This window comes from Kitasatospora sp. NPDC059803 (genome assembly GCF_042732255.1).
In the GTDB taxonomy this organism is placed as follows: Bacteria; Actinomycetota; Actinomycetes; order Streptomycetales; family Streptomycetaceae; genus Kitasatospora.
In genome coordinates this window covers 22,995-37,878 of record NZ_JBHWIJ010000023.1, presented here as the reverse complement: position 1 = coordinate 37,878, position 14,884 = coordinate 22,995, and the positions used below count along the sequence as shown (strand labels likewise).

At 75.4% G+C, this 14,884-nt stretch carries 14 protein-coding genes; 5 read left to right on the top strand and 9 right to left on the bottom strand.

What is annotated here, in order from left to right; genetic code table 11:
* The 7 genes from ACFV6I_RS06210 to ACFV6I_RS06180 all read right to left on the bottom strand — a co-directional run.
* A partial coding sequence (locus ACFV6I_RS06210) for a tryptophan synthase subunit alpha (RefSeq protein WP_380423720.1) occupies positions 1 to 737 on the bottom strand: 737 nt, incomplete at its 3' end.
* On the bottom strand, positions 730 to 1,761 hold the full coding sequence (locus tag ACFV6I_RS06205; RefSeq protein WP_380423719.1) for a hypothetical protein: 1,032 nt from the start codon (positions 1,759 to 1,761) through the stop codon (positions 730 to 732). The genes ACFV6I_RS06210 and ACFV6I_RS06205, both read right to left, overlap by 8 nt.
* Positions 1,762 to 1,764: 3 nt before the next feature.
* Positions 1,765 to 2,037 (bottom strand): acyl carrier protein, encoded by a 273-nt coding sequence (locus ACFV6I_RS06200; protein ID WP_063352985.1) that lies wholly within the window; start codon positions 2,035 to 2,037, stop codon positions 1,765 to 1,767.
* A gap of 67 nt (positions 2,038 to 2,104) precedes the next feature.
* Complete coding sequence (locus ACFV6I_RS06195) at positions 2,105 to 3,640, bottom strand: AMP-binding protein (RefSeq protein WP_380423718.1); 1,536 nt, start codon at positions 3,638 to 3,640, stop codon at positions 2,105 to 2,107.
* A gap of 7 nt (positions 3,641 to 3,647) precedes the next feature.
* Positions 3,648 to 4,502 (bottom strand): MaoC family dehydratase, encoded by an 855-nt coding sequence (locus ACFV6I_RS06190; RefSeq protein ID WP_380423717.1) that lies wholly within the window; start codon positions 4,500 to 4,502, stop codon positions 3,648 to 3,650.
* The gene (locus ACFV6I_RS06185; protein ID WP_380423716.1) at positions 4,499 to 5,737 is read right to left on the bottom strand and encodes a beta-ketoacyl-[acyl-carrier-protein] synthase family protein; all 1,239 of its coding nucleotides are present in this window, start codon (positions 5,735 to 5,737) and stop codon (positions 4,499 to 4,501) included. The genes ACFV6I_RS06190 and ACFV6I_RS06185 overlap by 4 nt, the downstream gene beginning before the upstream one ends.
* A 102-nt stretch (positions 5,738 to 5,839) precedes the next feature.
* Entirely contained in the window at positions 5,840 to 7,051 is a 1,212-nt protein-coding gene (locus ACFV6I_RS06180; RefSeq protein WP_063352988.1) for an aminotransferase class I/II-fold pyridoxal phosphate-dependent enzyme, read from the bottom strand.
* A gap of 597 nt (positions 7,052 to 7,648) precedes the next feature.
* On the opposite strand from ACFV6I_RS06180, the gene ACFV6I_RS06175 reads away from it, so the two are divergent.
* The 5 genes from ACFV6I_RS06175 (at position 7,649) to ACFV6I_RS06155 (ending at position 12,867) form a co-directional block, all read left to right on the top strand.
* Positions 7,649 to 8,521, top strand: coding sequence for a bacterial transcriptional activator domain-containing protein (locus ACFV6I_RS06175; protein WP_063352989.1), 873 nt, complete (start codon positions 7,649 to 7,651; stop codon positions 8,519 to 8,521).
* A 215-nt stretch (positions 8,522 to 8,736) separates the two neighbouring features.
* Complete coding sequence (locus ACFV6I_RS06170; protein ID WP_380423715.1) at positions 8,737 to 9,246, top strand: GPS-CTERM domain-containing protein; 510 nt, start codon at positions 8,737 to 8,739, stop codon at positions 9,244 to 9,246.
* A 53-nt stretch (positions 9,247 to 9,299) separates the two neighbouring features.
* Positions 9,300 to 10,403 carry a CbiQ family ECF transporter T component gene (locus tag ACFV6I_RS06165; RefSeq protein ID WP_350884997.1) on the top strand — a complete coding sequence of 368 codons (1,104 nt, stop codon included), beginning with the start codon at positions 9,300 to 9,302 and terminating at the stop codon, positions 10,401 to 10,403.
* A complete protein-coding gene (locus ACFV6I_RS06160) occupies positions 10,400 to 12,022 on the top strand; it encodes an ABC transporter ATP-binding protein (RefSeq protein WP_380423714.1) in 1,623 nt (540 codons plus the stop codon). Before ACFV6I_RS06165 ends, ACFV6I_RS06160 begins: the two co-directional genes overlap by 4 nt.
* Entirely contained in the window at positions 12,019 to 12,867 is an 849-nt protein-coding gene (locus tag ACFV6I_RS06155; protein WP_380423713.1) for an ECF transporter S component, read from the top strand. Before ACFV6I_RS06160 ends, ACFV6I_RS06155 begins: the two co-directional genes overlap by 4 nt.
* A 26-nt stretch (positions 12,868 to 12,893) precedes the next feature.
* Here ACFV6I_RS06155 and ACFV6I_RS06150 read toward each other — a convergent pair whose 3' ends face one another.
* Together ACFV6I_RS06150 and ACFV6I_RS06145 are read right to left on the bottom strand one after the other, a co-directional pair.
* The gene (locus tag ACFV6I_RS06150) at positions 12,894 to 13,733 is read right to left on the bottom strand and encodes a helix-turn-helix domain-containing protein (protein WP_380423712.1); all 840 of its coding nucleotides are present in this window, start codon (positions 13,731 to 13,733) and stop codon (positions 12,894 to 12,896) included.
* A 233-nt stretch (positions 13,734 to 13,966) separates the two neighbouring features.
* Positions 13,967 to 14,818, bottom strand: coding sequence for a methyltransferase domain-containing protein (locus ACFV6I_RS06145; RefSeq protein WP_380423711.1), 852 nt, complete (start codon positions 14,816 to 14,818; stop codon positions 13,967 to 13,969).
* Positions 14,819 to 14,884 lie beyond the last annotated feature (66 nt).

The following is a 14,884-nucleotide window of genomic DNA, read 5'->3' as shown; positions in this document are numbered from 1 at the left end:
GCGCTGTGTGGGGGAGGCGCGCCGGGCGCCCCGCGAGGGGGCGCGGTGGGGCGGGGCGCGCCCCCCCCCCCGTCCAGGTCGGCGGCGCTCTTGACGCCGAAGCCGATGGCGACCGGGGTGGCGGGGGCGGCGGCGCGCAGGGTGGCGACGGTGGCGGCCAGGGTGTGGTGGCCTTGCGCGGGGGTGGTGCCGGAGCGGCCGTAGTGGGCGACGAGGTAGACGTAGGCGTCGTGGGCGTCGCGGGCGGCGGCGGTGAGGACCTCGGGGGTGGAGGTCGGGTAGCAGGTGGCGACCTGCGGCAGGGCGGCCTCGCGCAGGGCCTGGCGCCAGGCGGGGCGCAGGCGGGGCGGCAGGGCGTGGACGAGCAGGGCGTCGGCGCCGGCCTGGGCGATGGCGCGGGCGCAGGTGGCGGGGTCGGCGGCGCGCAGGCTGTGGCTCCAGTCGGCGAGCAGTGCGATCTTCATGTTCTTCAACTGGGGCCGCAGAGTGGCGAGTTCGTCCAGGACGGTGTCCAGGGTGGTGCCGGCGGCCAGGGCCCGGTCGGCGGAGCGGCGGATGACGGGGCCGTCGGTGGGCGAGTTGGGGAAGGGGACGGCGAGTTCGAGGACGTCGACGCCTTCCTCCTCCAGCACGAGGGCCAGGTCGGTGAGGCGGGCGGGCGGGTCTCCGGCGTTGAGGAACAGGGCCAGGTGCGGGCGGCCGTCGGCGCGGGCGGCGAAGAACGTGGTGTCAGGCATGGGCGGGGGCCTTGTGGTCGGCGCGCAGGCGGGCGGCCAGGGCGCGGGGGGCGCCGTCGGCCAGGGCGTCCAGGGCGGCGGTGTGGGCGGTGTGCCAGTGGGTGTGGCGGCCCGAGGCGAGGGCGAGGGCGGCGGCGTTGAGGGCGATGGTGTGGGTGGCGGTGGGGCCGGCGCGGCCGGCGAGGGCTTGCAGGAAGTGGCCGGTGAGGTCCTCGGGGTGGGGGGCGAGGTCGGCCAGGGTGCCGTCGGCGGGGGCGATGGAGCCGGCGGGCAGGTGGAGGGTGGTGTCGGGGGTGTGCAGGGTGTTGTCGGCGAAGGGCAGGAGTTCGTCGGCGCCGGCGGTGTTGGTGGCCAGCCACACGGCGCGCCCCAGGGTGCGGGGGGCGAGGTGGCGCAGGGCGGGCAGGTCGGTGGTGGCGCTGGTGCCGGTGAGCTGGGCGGTGACGGGCACGGTGGCGAGCAGCGGGCCGAGGGTGTTGAGGAGGCGGCCGAAGGGTTTGAGGGTGAGCGGGAACAGGAGGCGGGCCAGGCGGGTGAGGGCGGGCGGGTAGACGTGGGGGCCGGCGAAGGCGATGCCGTGGCGGGCGAGGTGGTCGGCGGTGGCAGTGTGGGAGGAGGTGAGGGTGATGCCGAGGCGCTCCAGCAGGTCGATGGAGCCGGCGCTGCTGGTGTAGGCGCGGGAGCCGGTCTTGACGACGGGTACGCCCATGGCGGCGGCGGTCAGGGCGGCGGCGGTGGAGAGGTTGAAGGTGGCCGGGCCGCCGCCGGTGCCGACGATGTTGACGCTGGCGGGGTGGGCGGGGCCGGGGTGGGGGCTGCGTTCGGTCAGGGAGGTGGTGAAGGCGGCGAGGGTGTCGGGGGCGGGCAGGCGGGTGGTGAGGGCGGCCAGCAGGGCCGCGGCCTGGGCCCGGTCGCTGTCGCGGGCCGGGCCCGGGGTGCGCTGCTCCAGCTGGTCCCACCACGAGCGCCAGGTGTCCAGGTCGACGTCGTGCCCGGCGAGCAGGGCGGTGAGGGCCGGGTGCACGGGTCAGCCGCCTGCCACGGCGCTGGCCGGGACGGCGCGGCGCTGGGTGATGAAGGCGTCGATGGCGGTGACGGAGCGGAAGTTGTTGGGGTCGAGGTCGGTGTCGTCGACGGGCAGGGCGAAGTGGTCCTCGACCCAGGCGATGAGCTTGAGGACGCCCAGGCTGTCGATGACGCCGTCGGAGAGCAGGTCGTGGTCGTCGGCGAGTTGCTCGGGGGTGACGTCGGGCAGGAACTCCTCGATGAGGAACCGCTTGATCTGGGCGATGTTGCTCATGGCTCGCAACTCCCTTGGGTGTGTGGGGTTTTGGTGGCGTAATCAGGTGATGGGTCGGGTGGCTCGGTCAGGCGGTGGGCAGGACGGCCTTGCGGTCGACCTTGCCGGTGGCGGTCTTGGGCAGCGGGGCGTCGTGGATGGCCAGGCGTTCGGGCACGGCGGCGCGCGGCAGGTTGCGGGCGAGGTGTTCGCGCAGGGTGAGGCTGTTGAGGGCGGAGCCGGCGGCGCGTTGGACGGCGGCGTGCAGGCGTTTGCCGGTCAGCGGGTCCGGGGCGGCGGCGACGGCGGCCTCGCGGACCTCGGGGTGGGCGAGCAGGACGCGTTCGACCTCGGCGGTGTTGACGGCGACGCCGCGGACCTTGACCTGGAAGTCGGCGCGTCCGGTCAGGTGCAGGCGGCCGTGTTCGTCGCGGACGGCCAGGTCTCCGGTGCGGAACCAGCGCCGTCCGGGCCCGGCGCCTTCGGGCTGGGTGGTGAAGCGGCCGGTGTCGCGGGAGCGGTCCAGGTAGCCGGCGGCCTGGAAGGGGGTGGAGACGTACAGTTCGCCGCGGCCGGGGCCGGTGACGGGGGTGCCGTCGGGGGCGGCGAGCAGGGTGCGCACCCCGGGCAGGGGGGTGCCGATGGGCACCGGCAGGGCGGCGGTGGCGTCCAGGCGGTCCAGGCAGTGCAGGAAGCTGTCGTTGGTCTCGGTGCAGCCGTAGATGTTGTAGAGCGCGGCGCCGGGCAGCAGGGCGGGCAGTGCGACCAGGGTGCGGGCGTCGATGGCGTCGCCGGTGAACGCGGCGTGCTCGACGCTGTCCAGCACCGCGACGCCTGCCGGCTGGGCGGCGGCCTGGGCGAGGAGGGCGTAGGCGAGGGGGACGGCCTGGAGGACGTGCGGGCGGTGGCGGGTGAGCTGGGCGAGCAGGTGGCGGGCGTTGAGCGCGTGGGCGGGGTCGATGAGCAGGACGGTGCCGCCGGCGGCGAGGGTGGCCCACACGTCGAGCAGGCACAGGTCGAAGTTGAGGGGGGCGTAGTTGGCGACGACGCGGCCGGGCCCGAGGTCGAAGGTGTCGTGGGCCCAGGCGGTGAAGCGGTCGACGGCGGCCTGCGCGAGGGGGACGATCTTGGGCAGGTCGGTGGAGCCGGAGGTGGTGAGCAGGAAGGAGGTGCCGGCGGCGAGGGTGGGCACGGGAGCGGGGCGGGCCAGGGTGGGCAGGGCGGGGGCGTCCTGGCCGAGGGGGGCGAGCAGGTGGCGGGCGCCGGCCTGGGCGAACAGGGCCGCGAGCAGGGCGGGAGCCAGCTGCGGGGAGGGCAGCAGGAAGGGGCGGCGCTCGATCAGGCAGGCCAGGACGAGGGCGATCTGCTCGGGGGACTTGGCGGCGGGCAGGCCCACCGGCTCGCCGGGGGCGAGGTCCAGCGTGTGCAGGCGCAGCCGTTCGCGTTCGGCGGTTTCGGCGAGTTCGCGGTAGGTGACGGCGCGCTCGTGCCACAGGAGGGCGACGGCGTCGGGCCGGGTGCGGGCGTGGGCGGTGAACGCGTCGGGCAGCGACAGCGGCGGCGGGGCCTGCACGGCGGGCGCGGCGGGTGCGGCGGACGCGGCGGGTTCGGCGGGTGTGGTCATCGGGGTCTCACTCCCCCGCCGGGGTGAGGGCGGCCCAGCCGGCCTTGACGGCGGTGCCGGCCTGGGTGGCGACGGTGAAGCGCACCACCGTGCCCCGGTCGTAGGGCTGCAGGGTCAGGCGCAGCGGGGTGCCGGGGGTGGTGGGGGCGGCGAAGCGGGCGCCCAGGGCGGTGAGGCGGGTGGGGTCGCCGTCGGCGTGGCGGTCGGTGATCTCCTCGGTGGCGAGGGCGACCAGGTGCATGCCGTGGGCGATGGCGGCGGGGAATCCGGCGGCGCGGGCGGCGGCGTCGTCGAGGTGCAGGGGGTTGAGGTCGCCGGCGGCGTGGGCGTAGGCGGTGACGTCGGCGGGGGTGAGGGTGTGGGTGAGGGTGAGGGGTTCGGTGTCGGGGGTGGTGCCGGGGTGGGCGGCGGGGCCCAGGGTGCCGAAGGGTTCGATGGTGGTGGCGCCGACGAGCAGGGCGGAGGTGGTCAGGTGGGCCAGGGTGCGGGTGCCGTCGGTGAGGTGGGTGGTGAGGGCCAGGCGGGTGCCGCGGGCTTCGCGGCGGGCGGCGGTGACGGTGACGTCGATGTCGACGTGGGTGCCGGCGGTGAGGGGGTGGTGGGTGTGGATCTCCTGGGCGAGGTGGACCACGCCGGTGAAGCCGGTGTCGCCTGTGGTCAGGGTGGTGACGGTGTGCTGGGCGAGGGTGTGGGCGAGGACGAAGGGGTGGGCGGGGGCGGCGGCGGCGTCCGGGGCGGGGGGCAGGCCGGTGCGGGCGGCGGTGCGGTAGGCGGCCAGGGCGTCGGCGGTCACGGTGGTGCTGGTGCGGGCGCGGTGGGCGGGCCCGGTCGCCGTAGCGGTCGCGGGTGTGGTCGTGGTCATAGCGGGGTCACCACCAGGGTCGAGTTGTGGCCGCCGAAGCCGAACGAGTTGGACAGGGCCGCGCCCGCGCGGATGGGGCGGGCGGTGCCGTGGACGACGTCGAGGTCCAGGCCCTGTTCGGTGTGCTCGTGGTTGGCGGTGGGAGGGGCGAGGCGGCTGTTCATGGCCTGCACGGCGGCGATCAGCTCGACGGCGCCGGCGGCGCCGATGAGGTGGCCGATGGCGCCCTTGGTGGAGGTGACGGGCACGCCGTGCGGGCCGAAGACGGTGCGCAGCGCGGCGGCTTCGGCGCGGTCGTTGTGCACGGTGGAGGTGCCGTGGGCGTTGACGTGGGCGATGTCGGCGGGGGTGAGGCCGGCGTCGGTGAGGGCGGCGCGCATGGCGGCGACGGCGCCGGCGCCGGCGGGGCGGGGGTTGGAGAGGTGGTAGGCGTCGGCGCTGGAGCCGTAGCCGGCGAGGAGGGCGTAGGGGGTGCGGTGGCGGGCGCGGGCGTCGGCGAGGCGTTCGAGGACGAGGAAGCCGGCGCCTTCGCCCATGACGAAGCCGTCGCGGTCGGTGTCGAAGGGGCGGCTGGCGCGGGCGGGGTCGTCGTTGCGCTGGGAGTGGGCGCCGAGGTTGCCGAACGCGGCGAGGGTGACGGGGGTGAGGGTGGCTTCGCAGCCGCCGGCGATGACGATGTCGGCGCGGCCGGTTTCCAGGAGGAGGGCGGCGTGGCCGATGGCGTCGGCGCTGGAGGCGCAGGTGGTGGCGATGGTCAGGGCGGGGCCGGTCCAGGCCAGGCGCATGGCGATCTGGGCGGCGGCGGCGTTGGGCATGGTGACCAGGGGCATCAGGGGGCTGACGCGCAGGGGTCCGGCGGTGGTGAAGAGCGCGGATTCGCGGTCGCTGGTGGTGCGGCCGCCGACCGCGTTGCCGACGACGATGGCGCTGCGGCCGGGATCGGGTTCGGGGGCGCCGGCGTCCTGGTGGGCGGCGAGGGCGGCGAGGGTGCCGTAGTGGGCGAAGGGGTCGAGGCGGCGGGCGTCCTTGGCGGGGACGGGGCCGTTGTCGGGCAGGCCGGTGACGCGGCAGCCCAGGCGGACCCGGTGGCGGGCCAGGGCGGGGTCGGTGAGGGCAGTGGCGGTGGGGGTGCCGGTGCTGACGGTGCGCCAGAACGCGTCCGGGGTGTGGCCGGCGGGGCTGACGACGCCCAGGCCGGTGACGGCGATGGGGGGCCGGGTGGGGCGGGCTGCCATGGTCTTGTCCTTTCCGGGCGTTGGGGGCCGGCGCGGGCCTTCCCAGGTGGGGCGGGGCCGGGGGCCGGCGGGCCTTCCTGGGTGGGCCGGGGGCCGTCTCGGTCAGATGAGGCCGGTCTGGGCGGCGGCGGTCAGGAAGGCGTCGGCGGCGAAGTCGATGTCGGCGGCGGTGTGGCGGGCGGTGACGGCGATCCGCAGCCGGGCCAGGTCGTTGGGCACGGCGGGGGTGACGACGGGCAGGCCGATGACGCCGGCCTTGCGGCAGGCGGTGGCGTAGTCGTAGGCGGCGTCGTCGGAGCCGGCGATGACGGGCAGGACGGCGGTGGCGGAGTCCATGGTGGAGATGCCGGCGTCGTTGAGGCGCCGGCGCAGGCGCTCGGCCTGGACCTGGATGTGGGTGACGCGTTCGGGTTCGCGGCGCAGGATCCGCAGGGACTCCAGGGCGGCGCCGGTCTGGGCGGGGCCGAGGGCGGCGGAGAACAGGAACGGGCGGGCGGCGTAGCGCAGGTGGCCGATCAGTTCGTGGCTGCCGGCGACCCAGCCGCCCATGGAGGGGATGGCCTTGGAGAGGGTGCCGAGTTTGATGTCGACGCGGTGGCGGTAGCCGAAGTGCTCCTCGATGCCGCCGCCGGTCTCGCCGATGACGCCCAGGGCGTGGGCCTCGTCGACCATCAGGAGGGCGTCGTGGGCGTCGCAGACCGCGCGCAGTTCGGGCAGCGGGGCGATGTCGCCGTCCATGGAGTAGACGCTGTCGACGATGACCAGGCGCACGCCGGTCGGGGAGGCGGCCTTGAGGCGGCGTTCCAGGTGGTCGACGTCGTTGTGGCGGAAGCGGGTGACGGTGGCGCCGGAGAGGCGGCAGCCGTCGACGATGCTGGCGTGGTCGTACTTGTCGATCAGGACGGTGTCGCCCTGGCCGACCAGGGCGCCGACGGTGCCGACGTTGGCGGCGTAGCCGGAGCCGAAGACCTGGGCGCGTTCGCGGCGGGCGAAGCGGGCGACCTCGGCTTCCAGTTCCTCGTGCAGCGGGATGGTGCCGGCCAGGGCGCGCACGCCGTGGTTGCCGGTGCCGTAGACGTCGACGGCGGCCTTGGCGGCGGCCACCACGCGTTCGTCTCCGGCCAGGCCCAGGTAGCTGTAGCCGGACATCATGAGCAGGCGCTCGCCGTCCAGGTCGCAGTAGGCGCTGTCGCGTTCCATGGTGTAGGCGACGAAGCTGTTGCGGCGTGAGGGGTCGGACTCCAGCGCGGCCACGCGGTCCAGGGTGGCGGCGAGCTTCGGCTCCAGGCGGTCCCATGCTCCGGTGGCGTTCACGTGCGGGTCTCCTTCTCGGCGGGGCGCGGCGGGCGCGCGGCGGTTTTGCCGTGCGGTTTGCCGTCGGTTTGCCGCCGGTTGTCCGTCGGCTGTTCGGCGGTTCGTCGTCGGCTTGTTCCGGATTGTTTTCGGTATTTCCCGGCGCGGGGGCGGGTGGTGGTGCTGGGGTTTCCTCCCGGGATAGTCCCGGGGCTTTTACGGGTGGTGCCCGGCGCAGGGGGTGGGTGGTGTTTCTCGAAGCCTTCACGCGGGGTGCTCAAGGATGACTACATTTCTACGGCAGGATGCGCAAGGCGTCCGCAATAGCCGTGTTCTCGGCCTGCGGTAACGCTCTGACGTGCAGAAACCCTGCGTCCACGACGCATGGACCGGCCGGTGGGTATGTTTTGTCGACCAGTGTTGACACCGTGTGATGCGCCGAATGTATGGTCGAAATCCGCCGAAACCGAACGGCTGGTAGGCGGAATTTCCGGTCCAGGTTTCCCACGCCGTCGGCCCGGCGTCACGGGCCGTCGGCTCCGCTTTGGCTCAAGGGGGTTGGAGCACGTTGAACGGCTTCCGGGAAGACAGTCCGTCCGGCAGATCGGGGACATTCTCATGCTGATCCGCCTGACAGGACTTGTGACGATCGAGCACGACCGCGGCGCCCCGCAGCACCTGTCCAGCGCCCAGGCCCAGGTGGCGTTCGCCCGCCTGGTCCTGGAACGCTCCGCCGGCACCAGCCGCGACCAGCTGGCCGACACCATCTGGCCCGACGGCCTGCCCGACACCTGGGCCTCCGCGCTGCGCAGCGTGGTCTCGCGGGTGCGGGCCTTCGTCGCCTCCCCCGGCCAGGGCCCGGGCGCCACCCCGCTGATCGCCCAGGGCGGGCGCTACGTCCTGCGGCTGCCCGCGGACGCGGCGGTGGACCTGGAGGCCGCCGCCAGCGCGGTCGGGGAGGCCGGGGAGGCGTACGCGGCCCGCTCCTACGCGGTGGCGCAGCAGTTGGCCGCGGGGGCGATCGCCAACCTGCGCGGCGCGTTCCTGCCCGACCACGAGGGCGAGTGGGCGGGCGGGGTGCGCGAGCACGTGGAGGAACTGCGGATGTCCGCGCTGGAGACGGCGAGCCTGTCGGCCTCGGCGCTGGGCGAGGAGCACCACGCGCTGCGCTGGGCCGACGAGGCGGTGCGCCGCGCCCCGTTCCGCGAGAGCGCCTACCGCTGCCGGATGGAGGCGCTGGCCGCGGCCGGCAACCGGGCCGAGGCGCTGCGCTGTTACCAGCAGCTGCGCCGGGTGCTGGCGGAGGAGCTGGGCATCGACCCGGCCGCCGAGACCCAGGAGCTCTACCTGGCGCTGCTGCGCTCCCCCGCTCCCGTCGCGCCCGCTCCGGCGGTGGTACGGCCGGTGGACCCGGTGCTGATGGGGATCTTCGAGCCGCTGGCCCTGGCCCGGCTGGCGCGCCCGGCCGGGCCGCCGGTGCGCGCGGCCTGACGGGACCGGCGGTGCGCGCGGCCTGACGGCCTGTCGGTGCGCGCGTGGTTCGGCGGATCGCCGGTGCGCGCGGCTTGGCGGCCTGTCGGTGCGCGCGCGGCCTGACGGCCTGTCGTCGTGGCGGGCGGCCCCCGCCGGGGCGGGGGGCCGCGCCCCCCCGGGCGCCCGGCCCCCCCCCCCCCCCGGACGGGGCCGTCGACGGGTGGCGGTTCGCGGTGAGTCCGGACGGCGGGCAGCAGGCCGCGCAGCCCCGGGCGGCGGGCGACTTCGCCGCCCTCTGCGCGGACACGCCCACGCAGGCGGGCCGCAAGCGGGTCGCCGTCGTGCTGGACTTCGGCACCGCCGCCGACTCCGGCTCGGGCTCGGGCTCGGGTTCCGGTTCCGGTTCTAGCTCCGGTTCCGGTTCCGGTTCCGGTTCCGCCGAGGCTCCGCCCGAGCAGCGGAGCGCGTGCGCCAGCGTCGTCTCGAACGCCACCTCGGCCGAGGTGCTGGCCGCCGTCGCCCCGCCGCTGCGCTACGACGCCAACGGCCTGCTCTGCGCCATCGCGGGCTTCCCGAAGACCGGGTGCGCCGACCAGCTCGGGTCGGCTGCCAAGCCGGCCGGCCCGTCCGGCGACGGCGGCTCGGACTCCGGCCCGGACGTCGGCCTGATCGCCGGTGGCGCGCTGATCGCCGTGCTGGCCGGCGGTGCCGTCTGGCAGGCGCGCCGCCGCCGCACTTCCTGACGCCGCCTTCCCCCTTCCCATACCCCTCCGGACTCCTCCACCTGGACTGATCCATGAGCACCGCCCGCGCCACCCGCCCGCCCACCGGACCCCGGCAACTGCACCCCGGGGCCTGGTGGTTGTGGGCGCTCGGGCTGGGCGCGGCGGCGACCCGCACCACCAATCCGGTGATCCTGCTGCTGCTCGCCGCCGTCGCCGGGTACGTGGTCGCGGCCCGGCGCGGCGACGCGCCCTGGTCACGCTCGTACGGCGCGTTCCTGCGGCTGGGCCTGCTGGTGCTGGGCATCCGGCTGGTGTTCGCGGTGCTGCTCGGCTCGCCGGTCCCGGGCACGCACGTGCTGTTCACGCTGCCCGAAGTGCCGCTTCCCACCTGGGCGCAGGGAGTGCGGATCGGCGGCCGGGTGACCGTGGAGGGCCTGCTCGCGGCGCTGTACGACGGGCTGCGCCTGGCCACCCTGCTGGTCTGCGTGGGCGCCGCGAACGCGCTGGCCAGCCCGGCCCGCCTGCTGCGCGCCCTGCCCGGCGCGCTGTACGAGGCTGGCGTGGCGGTGGTGGTGGCGATGACCTTCGCGCCGAACCTGGTCGCGGACGTCCGCCGGCTGCGGGCGGCCCGCCGCCTGCGTGGCCGCACCGACCGGGGGATCGCCGCCGTGCTGAGCGTCGGACTGCCCGTCCTGGAGGGCGCGTTGGAGCGTTCGGTGGCGCTGGCCGCGGCGATGGACACCCGCGGCTTCGGCCGCACCGCGGACGTCCCGCGCCGGCTCGCCCGGGCGACGGCCGCGCTCACCCTGGCCGGCCTGCTCGGAATCTGCCTGGCCGCGTACGGGCTGCTGACCGCCGGCGGCGCGGGCTGGGCGCCGCCGGTGCTGCTGCTGGGCCTGGCCGCCGCCTTCGCCGGGCTACTGCTCGGCAGCCGGCGATCCGTCAGAACCCGCTACCGGCCCGACCCTTGGGCGCTGCCCGAGTGGCTGACCGCCGGTTCGGGAGCCGCCGTCGCCGGGTTGACCATCTACCTGTCCACGCGCGACCCGGCCGCCTTCGCGCCCACCGTCGTCCCGCCGACCGTCCCCGCGCTGCCGCTGGCCGCCGTACTGGCCGTACTGCTCGGCCTGGTACCGGCGTTCGCCGCCCCGACCCCGCCCCGGAGGGCTTCGTGATCACCTTCGAGCAGGTCTCCGTCCGGTACGCGGACGCCGCCGCCCCCGCCGTCGCGGACGTCGACCTGACCGTCCCCGAAGGCGAACTCTGCCTGCTGGTGGGCCCGTCGGGCTCCGGCAAGTCCACCCTGCTGGGCGCGGTCAGCGGGCTCGTCCCGCACTTCACCGGCGGCACCCTGCACGGCCGGGTCACGGTCGGCGGCCGGGACACCCGCGAACACCGGCCGCGCGAACTCGCCGACCTGGTGGGCACGGTGGGCCAGGACCCGCTGGCGCACTTCGTCACCGACACCGTCGAGGACGAACTCGCCTACGGCATGGAGTCCCTGGGCCTGCCCGCCGACGTGATGCGGCGCCGGGTCGAGGAGACCCTCGACCTGCTCGGCCTCGCCGACCTGCGCGACCGCGCCCTCACCTCCCTCTCCGGCGGCCAGCAGCAGCGCGTCGCGATCGGCTCGGTGCTCACCGTGCACCCGCGTGTCCTGGTCCTCGACGAGCCCACCTCGGCGCTGGACCCGGGCGCCGCCGAGGAGGTGCTGGCCGTCCTCCAGCGGCTCGTGCACGACCTCGGCACCACCGTGCTGATGGCCGAGCACCGGCTGGAGCGCGTCGTCCAGTACGCCGACCAGGTGCTGCTGCTCACCCCGGGCGCCCCACCCGTCCTCGGCGAGCCCGCCGAGGTGATGGCGCACTCGCCGGTGCACCCGCCGGTGGTCGGCCTCGGACGGCTCGCCGGCTGGCGGCCGCTGCCGCTGTCCGTCCGCGACGCCCGCCGCAAGGCCGCCGGGCTGCGCTCCCGGCTGGACGGCCTGCACCCGAGCGCGGCCCCTGCGGCTCCGACCGCCGCCCCTGCTTCGACCGCCGCCCCGACCGCCGCCGCCGAGCGCCTCGCCGTCCGGCGCGGCCCCGTCCACGCCCTGCGCGGCATCGACCTGGCGCTGCACCCCGGCGAGATCACGGCCCTGATGGGCCGCAACGGCGCCGGCAAGTCCACCCTGCTGGGCAGCCTGGTCGGCCTGCACACCCCCGCCTCCGGCCGGGTGACGGTCGGCGGCCGCACCCCGTACCGCACCCGCCCGGCCGAACTGATCCGCCAGGTCGGCCTCGTCCCGCAGGACCCGCGCGACCTCCTCTACGGCGAGAGCGTCACCGCCGAATGCGCCGCCGCCGACACCGACGCGGGCGCCACCCCCGGCACCTGCCGCGCCCTGGTCGAACGGCTGCTGCCCGGCATCGCCGACACCACCCACCCGCGCGACCTCTCCGAAGGCCAGCGGCTCACCCTCGCGCTCGCCGTCGTGCTCACCGCCCGGCCCCCGCTGCTGCTGCTCGACGAGCCGACCCGCGGCCTCGACTACGCCGCCAAGGCCCGGCTGGTGGAGATCCTGCGCGACCTCGCGACGGAAGGCCACGCCGTCCTGCTGGCCACCCACGACGTCGAACTCGCCGCCGAACTCGCCCACCGCACGGTGATCCTGGCCGAGGGCGAGATCGTCGCCGACGGCCCGACGGCCGACGTCGTCGTCTCCTCCCCGGCGTTCGCCCCGCAGGTCGCCAAGGTGCTGGCCCCCGGCCCGTGGCTCACCGTCCGCCAGGTAGCGGAGGCGCTGAGCGCATGAGCCGCCCTGTTCCGCTCGGCCGCCGCTCGCTGACGGCCCTGCTCCTGACCTCCCTCGTCGGCGTGACGGCCTTCGGCTGGCCGCTGCTCGCCTCCACCAAGTCCGCCCTGGTCGGCCACGCCACCGACGCCCCCTGGCTGTTCGCCCTGCTGCTGCCGCTGCTCCTCGCCGTCGTCATCGCCCAGATCTCCGAGGGCCGCACGGCGGGCGGCGGCGCGCCCGGCCTGGACGCCAAGTCCGTGGCCCTGCTCGGGGTGCTCGCAGCGGCGGGCGCGGCACTGCGGCCGCTCGGCGCGGGCACGGCGGGGCTGGAGCCCATGTTCTTCCTCATGGTGCTGTCCGGCCGGGTGCTCGGGCCGGGCTTCGGCTTCGTCCTCGGTTCGCTGTCGATGTTCGCGTCCGCGCTGCTCACCGGCGGCGTCGGGCCCTGGCTGCCGTTCCAGATGCTCGCCATGGGCTGGGTCTGCCTCGGCGCCGGCCTGCTCCCGGGCTCCGCCCGCCTGCGCGGCCGGCGCGAACTCTGGCTGCTCGCGGGCTACGGCGCGCTGGCCTCCGTCCTCTACGGCACGATCATGAACCTCCAGGGCTGGCCGTACATCGCCGGGCTCTCCGGCTCCATCTCCTTCGTCCCCGGCGACCCGCTGCCCGCCAACCTGGTCCGCTTCGCCGCCTACTGCCTCACCACGTCGCTGGGCTGGGACCTCCCCCGCGCCGCCCTCACCGTCGTCCTCTGCCTCACCCTCGGCACCGCCGTCCTGCGCGCCCTGCGCCGCGCCACCCGCCGGGCCGCCTTCGACGCACCGGTGACGTTCCGGCCGCCGGACTCCCGACCGCCGGGCGGGTGAACTCCGCCTCCCCGCCCCGGGGTCGACTACGGCAAGGCCCGCGACACCCTCGGAGCCCGGCACTCCCCGCACACCTGCCCGACCCCGGCGACGGGCCGCCCGCACAAGCCGTCCCGCCCAGGGCACTCATGCCGGCGCGGCCCGCCGCTTGCCCCCGGAGTCAACGGGGTCAACGGGGTCAACGGAACGGGCGGCACCTTCGCCAACCTCCCCGCCAACACCGCCCCCACGCTGTGCGTGACCCTCTCCGGCAAGGGCGCGGCCAGAATCCCCGCCAGCGCCTCCCCGCTCCACCCGCCCGCGAGCAACCCCTCCACCCGCGCGGCCTGATCGCACAGCGGCTTGCCCGCCAGCGCCATCCTGGGGTCCCTGCGCCCGAGTTCGAGCAGCAGCGCCATGCCCGCCGTCAACTTCTCGGACGGAGGGACGGAAGGAACTTCCGCTTCCTTCACCCTCACCTTTCCGGAAGGGTTTCCCGCCTTCCCGGCGCACGCCACCCCAGCTCCGGGCCCACCGGCGGCCGGGGACACGGGAAGCGGCGGCAGGGTGTGAACCGCCTTGCCCGTCACCGGCACTTCGTGCACCGAGACGATCGTCCGCACCTGCCCCGTCACCGGATCCCGCTGCGTCCGCCGCACGTAGTGCCCGGCCGCCTCCAGCTCACGGAGCGCCCGCGCCACCGTCGCCCGGCCCTCGACGCTCTTCGCCGCCAGCGTCCGGATGTCCTCCCGCGCACCGTCCGGCAGGCTGAGCAGGTAGCTGAGCAGCCCACGCGCCGCCCAACTCAGTGAGTGCTTCCGGACGACGTGGCCGTTGTCGAGGATCGTGTACCCGGGCGAGTGCTTCGGGATACGATGAATGTGCATTCGGGAGTCCCTAACTCCTAGTGCCATTCCCCGGGGTGTTCCTGCACCGCCGGGGCTCACTTTTGCCGCGCATAGGCCGTCCCTCCGAACGCCCGCGCCGACACAATGATCACCGTAATGTGCTAACCAAGCGTCAAACTCCCCACCACATCACCCAAACGGACGGCGCAAACGCGCACCCCCCAGCGCACCCCAACCTCACAAGCCCGGGGCGCACCTCCCAGCCACTGCCGTCAGCCGATCACACAATCCGGGCTATCCAGCCACACCCGGTGCTCACCCGCGACGGTGACCGTCACCCCGAACCGACCGAGCCCGGGCGCGCCTTGGCGCTGCCACCAGGCATGGGCAGCCGTCACCTCGCCCCACAGGCTCCGGGGCCCGGACTGCGATACAGCGTGCTCGCCATCCCAGTCGGCGAGGCGGCAGTGGGCGTACGACACGCCGTCCCAAACCTCGAACCGGCCGGTGCCGAACCGGTCATAGCCTGCCCACACCTCCTGCCGGAGAAGATCCGGCAGCCGCAGGCCGACCGCGAAAGCGGCGTCGGTGTGGTCGGCCACGGCAGCGGGATCGAGCCCCGACGGGCCGCGCCGGACATCCTCGATATCGAACTGCCCGCTCCTCGGCCGCTGGTCGCGCACCCACATGAACGCGACGTCCTCGACGAACGGCCCGCTCGCCGAGGTCCCGTCCTCGGAGACGGTGAGCTTCAGCAGCGCACCGTTGCAGAACGGCGTGCCGTAGGGCACGACGATGACGCCGCCGGGCACCGTCTGCTCGATCAGCGCACCAGGGACGCGCTGCACGGCCGCAGTGACGTGGACCCGGTCGTACGGCGCGCCCGCCGGATGCCCGAGCGTTCCGTCTCCGACAACGGTGGTGACTGGCAGGCGGTTTGCCACCAGCCGGCACCGCGCGTCGTCGGAGAGGTCGCGGTCCAGTTCCACCGTCGTGACGCTCTCCGCCCCGAGCCGGTGCGCCAGCAACCCTGCCGTCCACCCCGTGCCGGTGCCCACGTCGAGCACCCGCATGCCATCTTCGACGTCGAGGTGCCGGAGCATCTGCGCCACGACCGTGGGCATGGAGCTGGGGCAGTGGGGCGCGGGGGCGGCCGCGCGGCCCCGGGGGGGGGGCGGGGTGGGCGGCGC

Bases quoted from the DNA above. Each gene is read 5' to 3' on its own strand.
- ACFV6I_RS06200 (WP_063352985.1), bottom strand. From the start codon at position 2,037: ATGAGCAACATCGCCCAGATCAAGCGGTTCCTCATCGAGGAGTTCCTG.
- ACFV6I_RS06195 (WP_380423718.1), bottom strand. From the start codon at position 3,640: ATGACCACACCCGCCGAACCCGCCGCGTCCGCCGCACCCGCCGCGCCC.
- ACFV6I_RS06190 (WP_380423717.1), bottom strand. From the start codon at position 4,502: ATGACCACGACCACACCCGCGACCGCTACGGCGACCGGGCCCGCCCAC.
- ACFV6I_RS06185 (WP_380423716.1), bottom strand. From the start codon at position 5,737: ATGGCAGCCCGCCCCACCCGGCCCCCCATCGCCGTCACCGGCCTGGGC.
- ACFV6I_RS06175 (WP_063352989.1), top strand. From the start codon at position 7,649: ATGCTGATCCGCCTGACAGGACTTGTGACGATCGAGCACGACCGCGGC.
- ACFV6I_RS06165 (WP_350884997.1), top strand. From the start codon at position 9,300: ATGAGCACCGCCCGCGCCACCCGCCCGCCCACCGGACCCCGGCAACTG.
- ACFV6I_RS06155 (WP_380423713.1), top strand. From the start codon at position 12,019: ATGAGCCGCCCTGTTCCGCTCGGCCGCCGCTCGCTGACGGCCCTGCTC.
- ACFV6I_RS06150 (WP_380423712.1), bottom strand. From the start codon at position 13,733: ATGCACATTCATCGTATCCCGAAGCACTCGCCCGGGTACACGATCCTC.
- ACFV6I_RS06145 (WP_380423711.1), bottom strand. From the start codon at position 14,818: ATGCCCACGGTCGTGGCGCAGATGCTCCGGCACCTCGACGTCGAAGAT.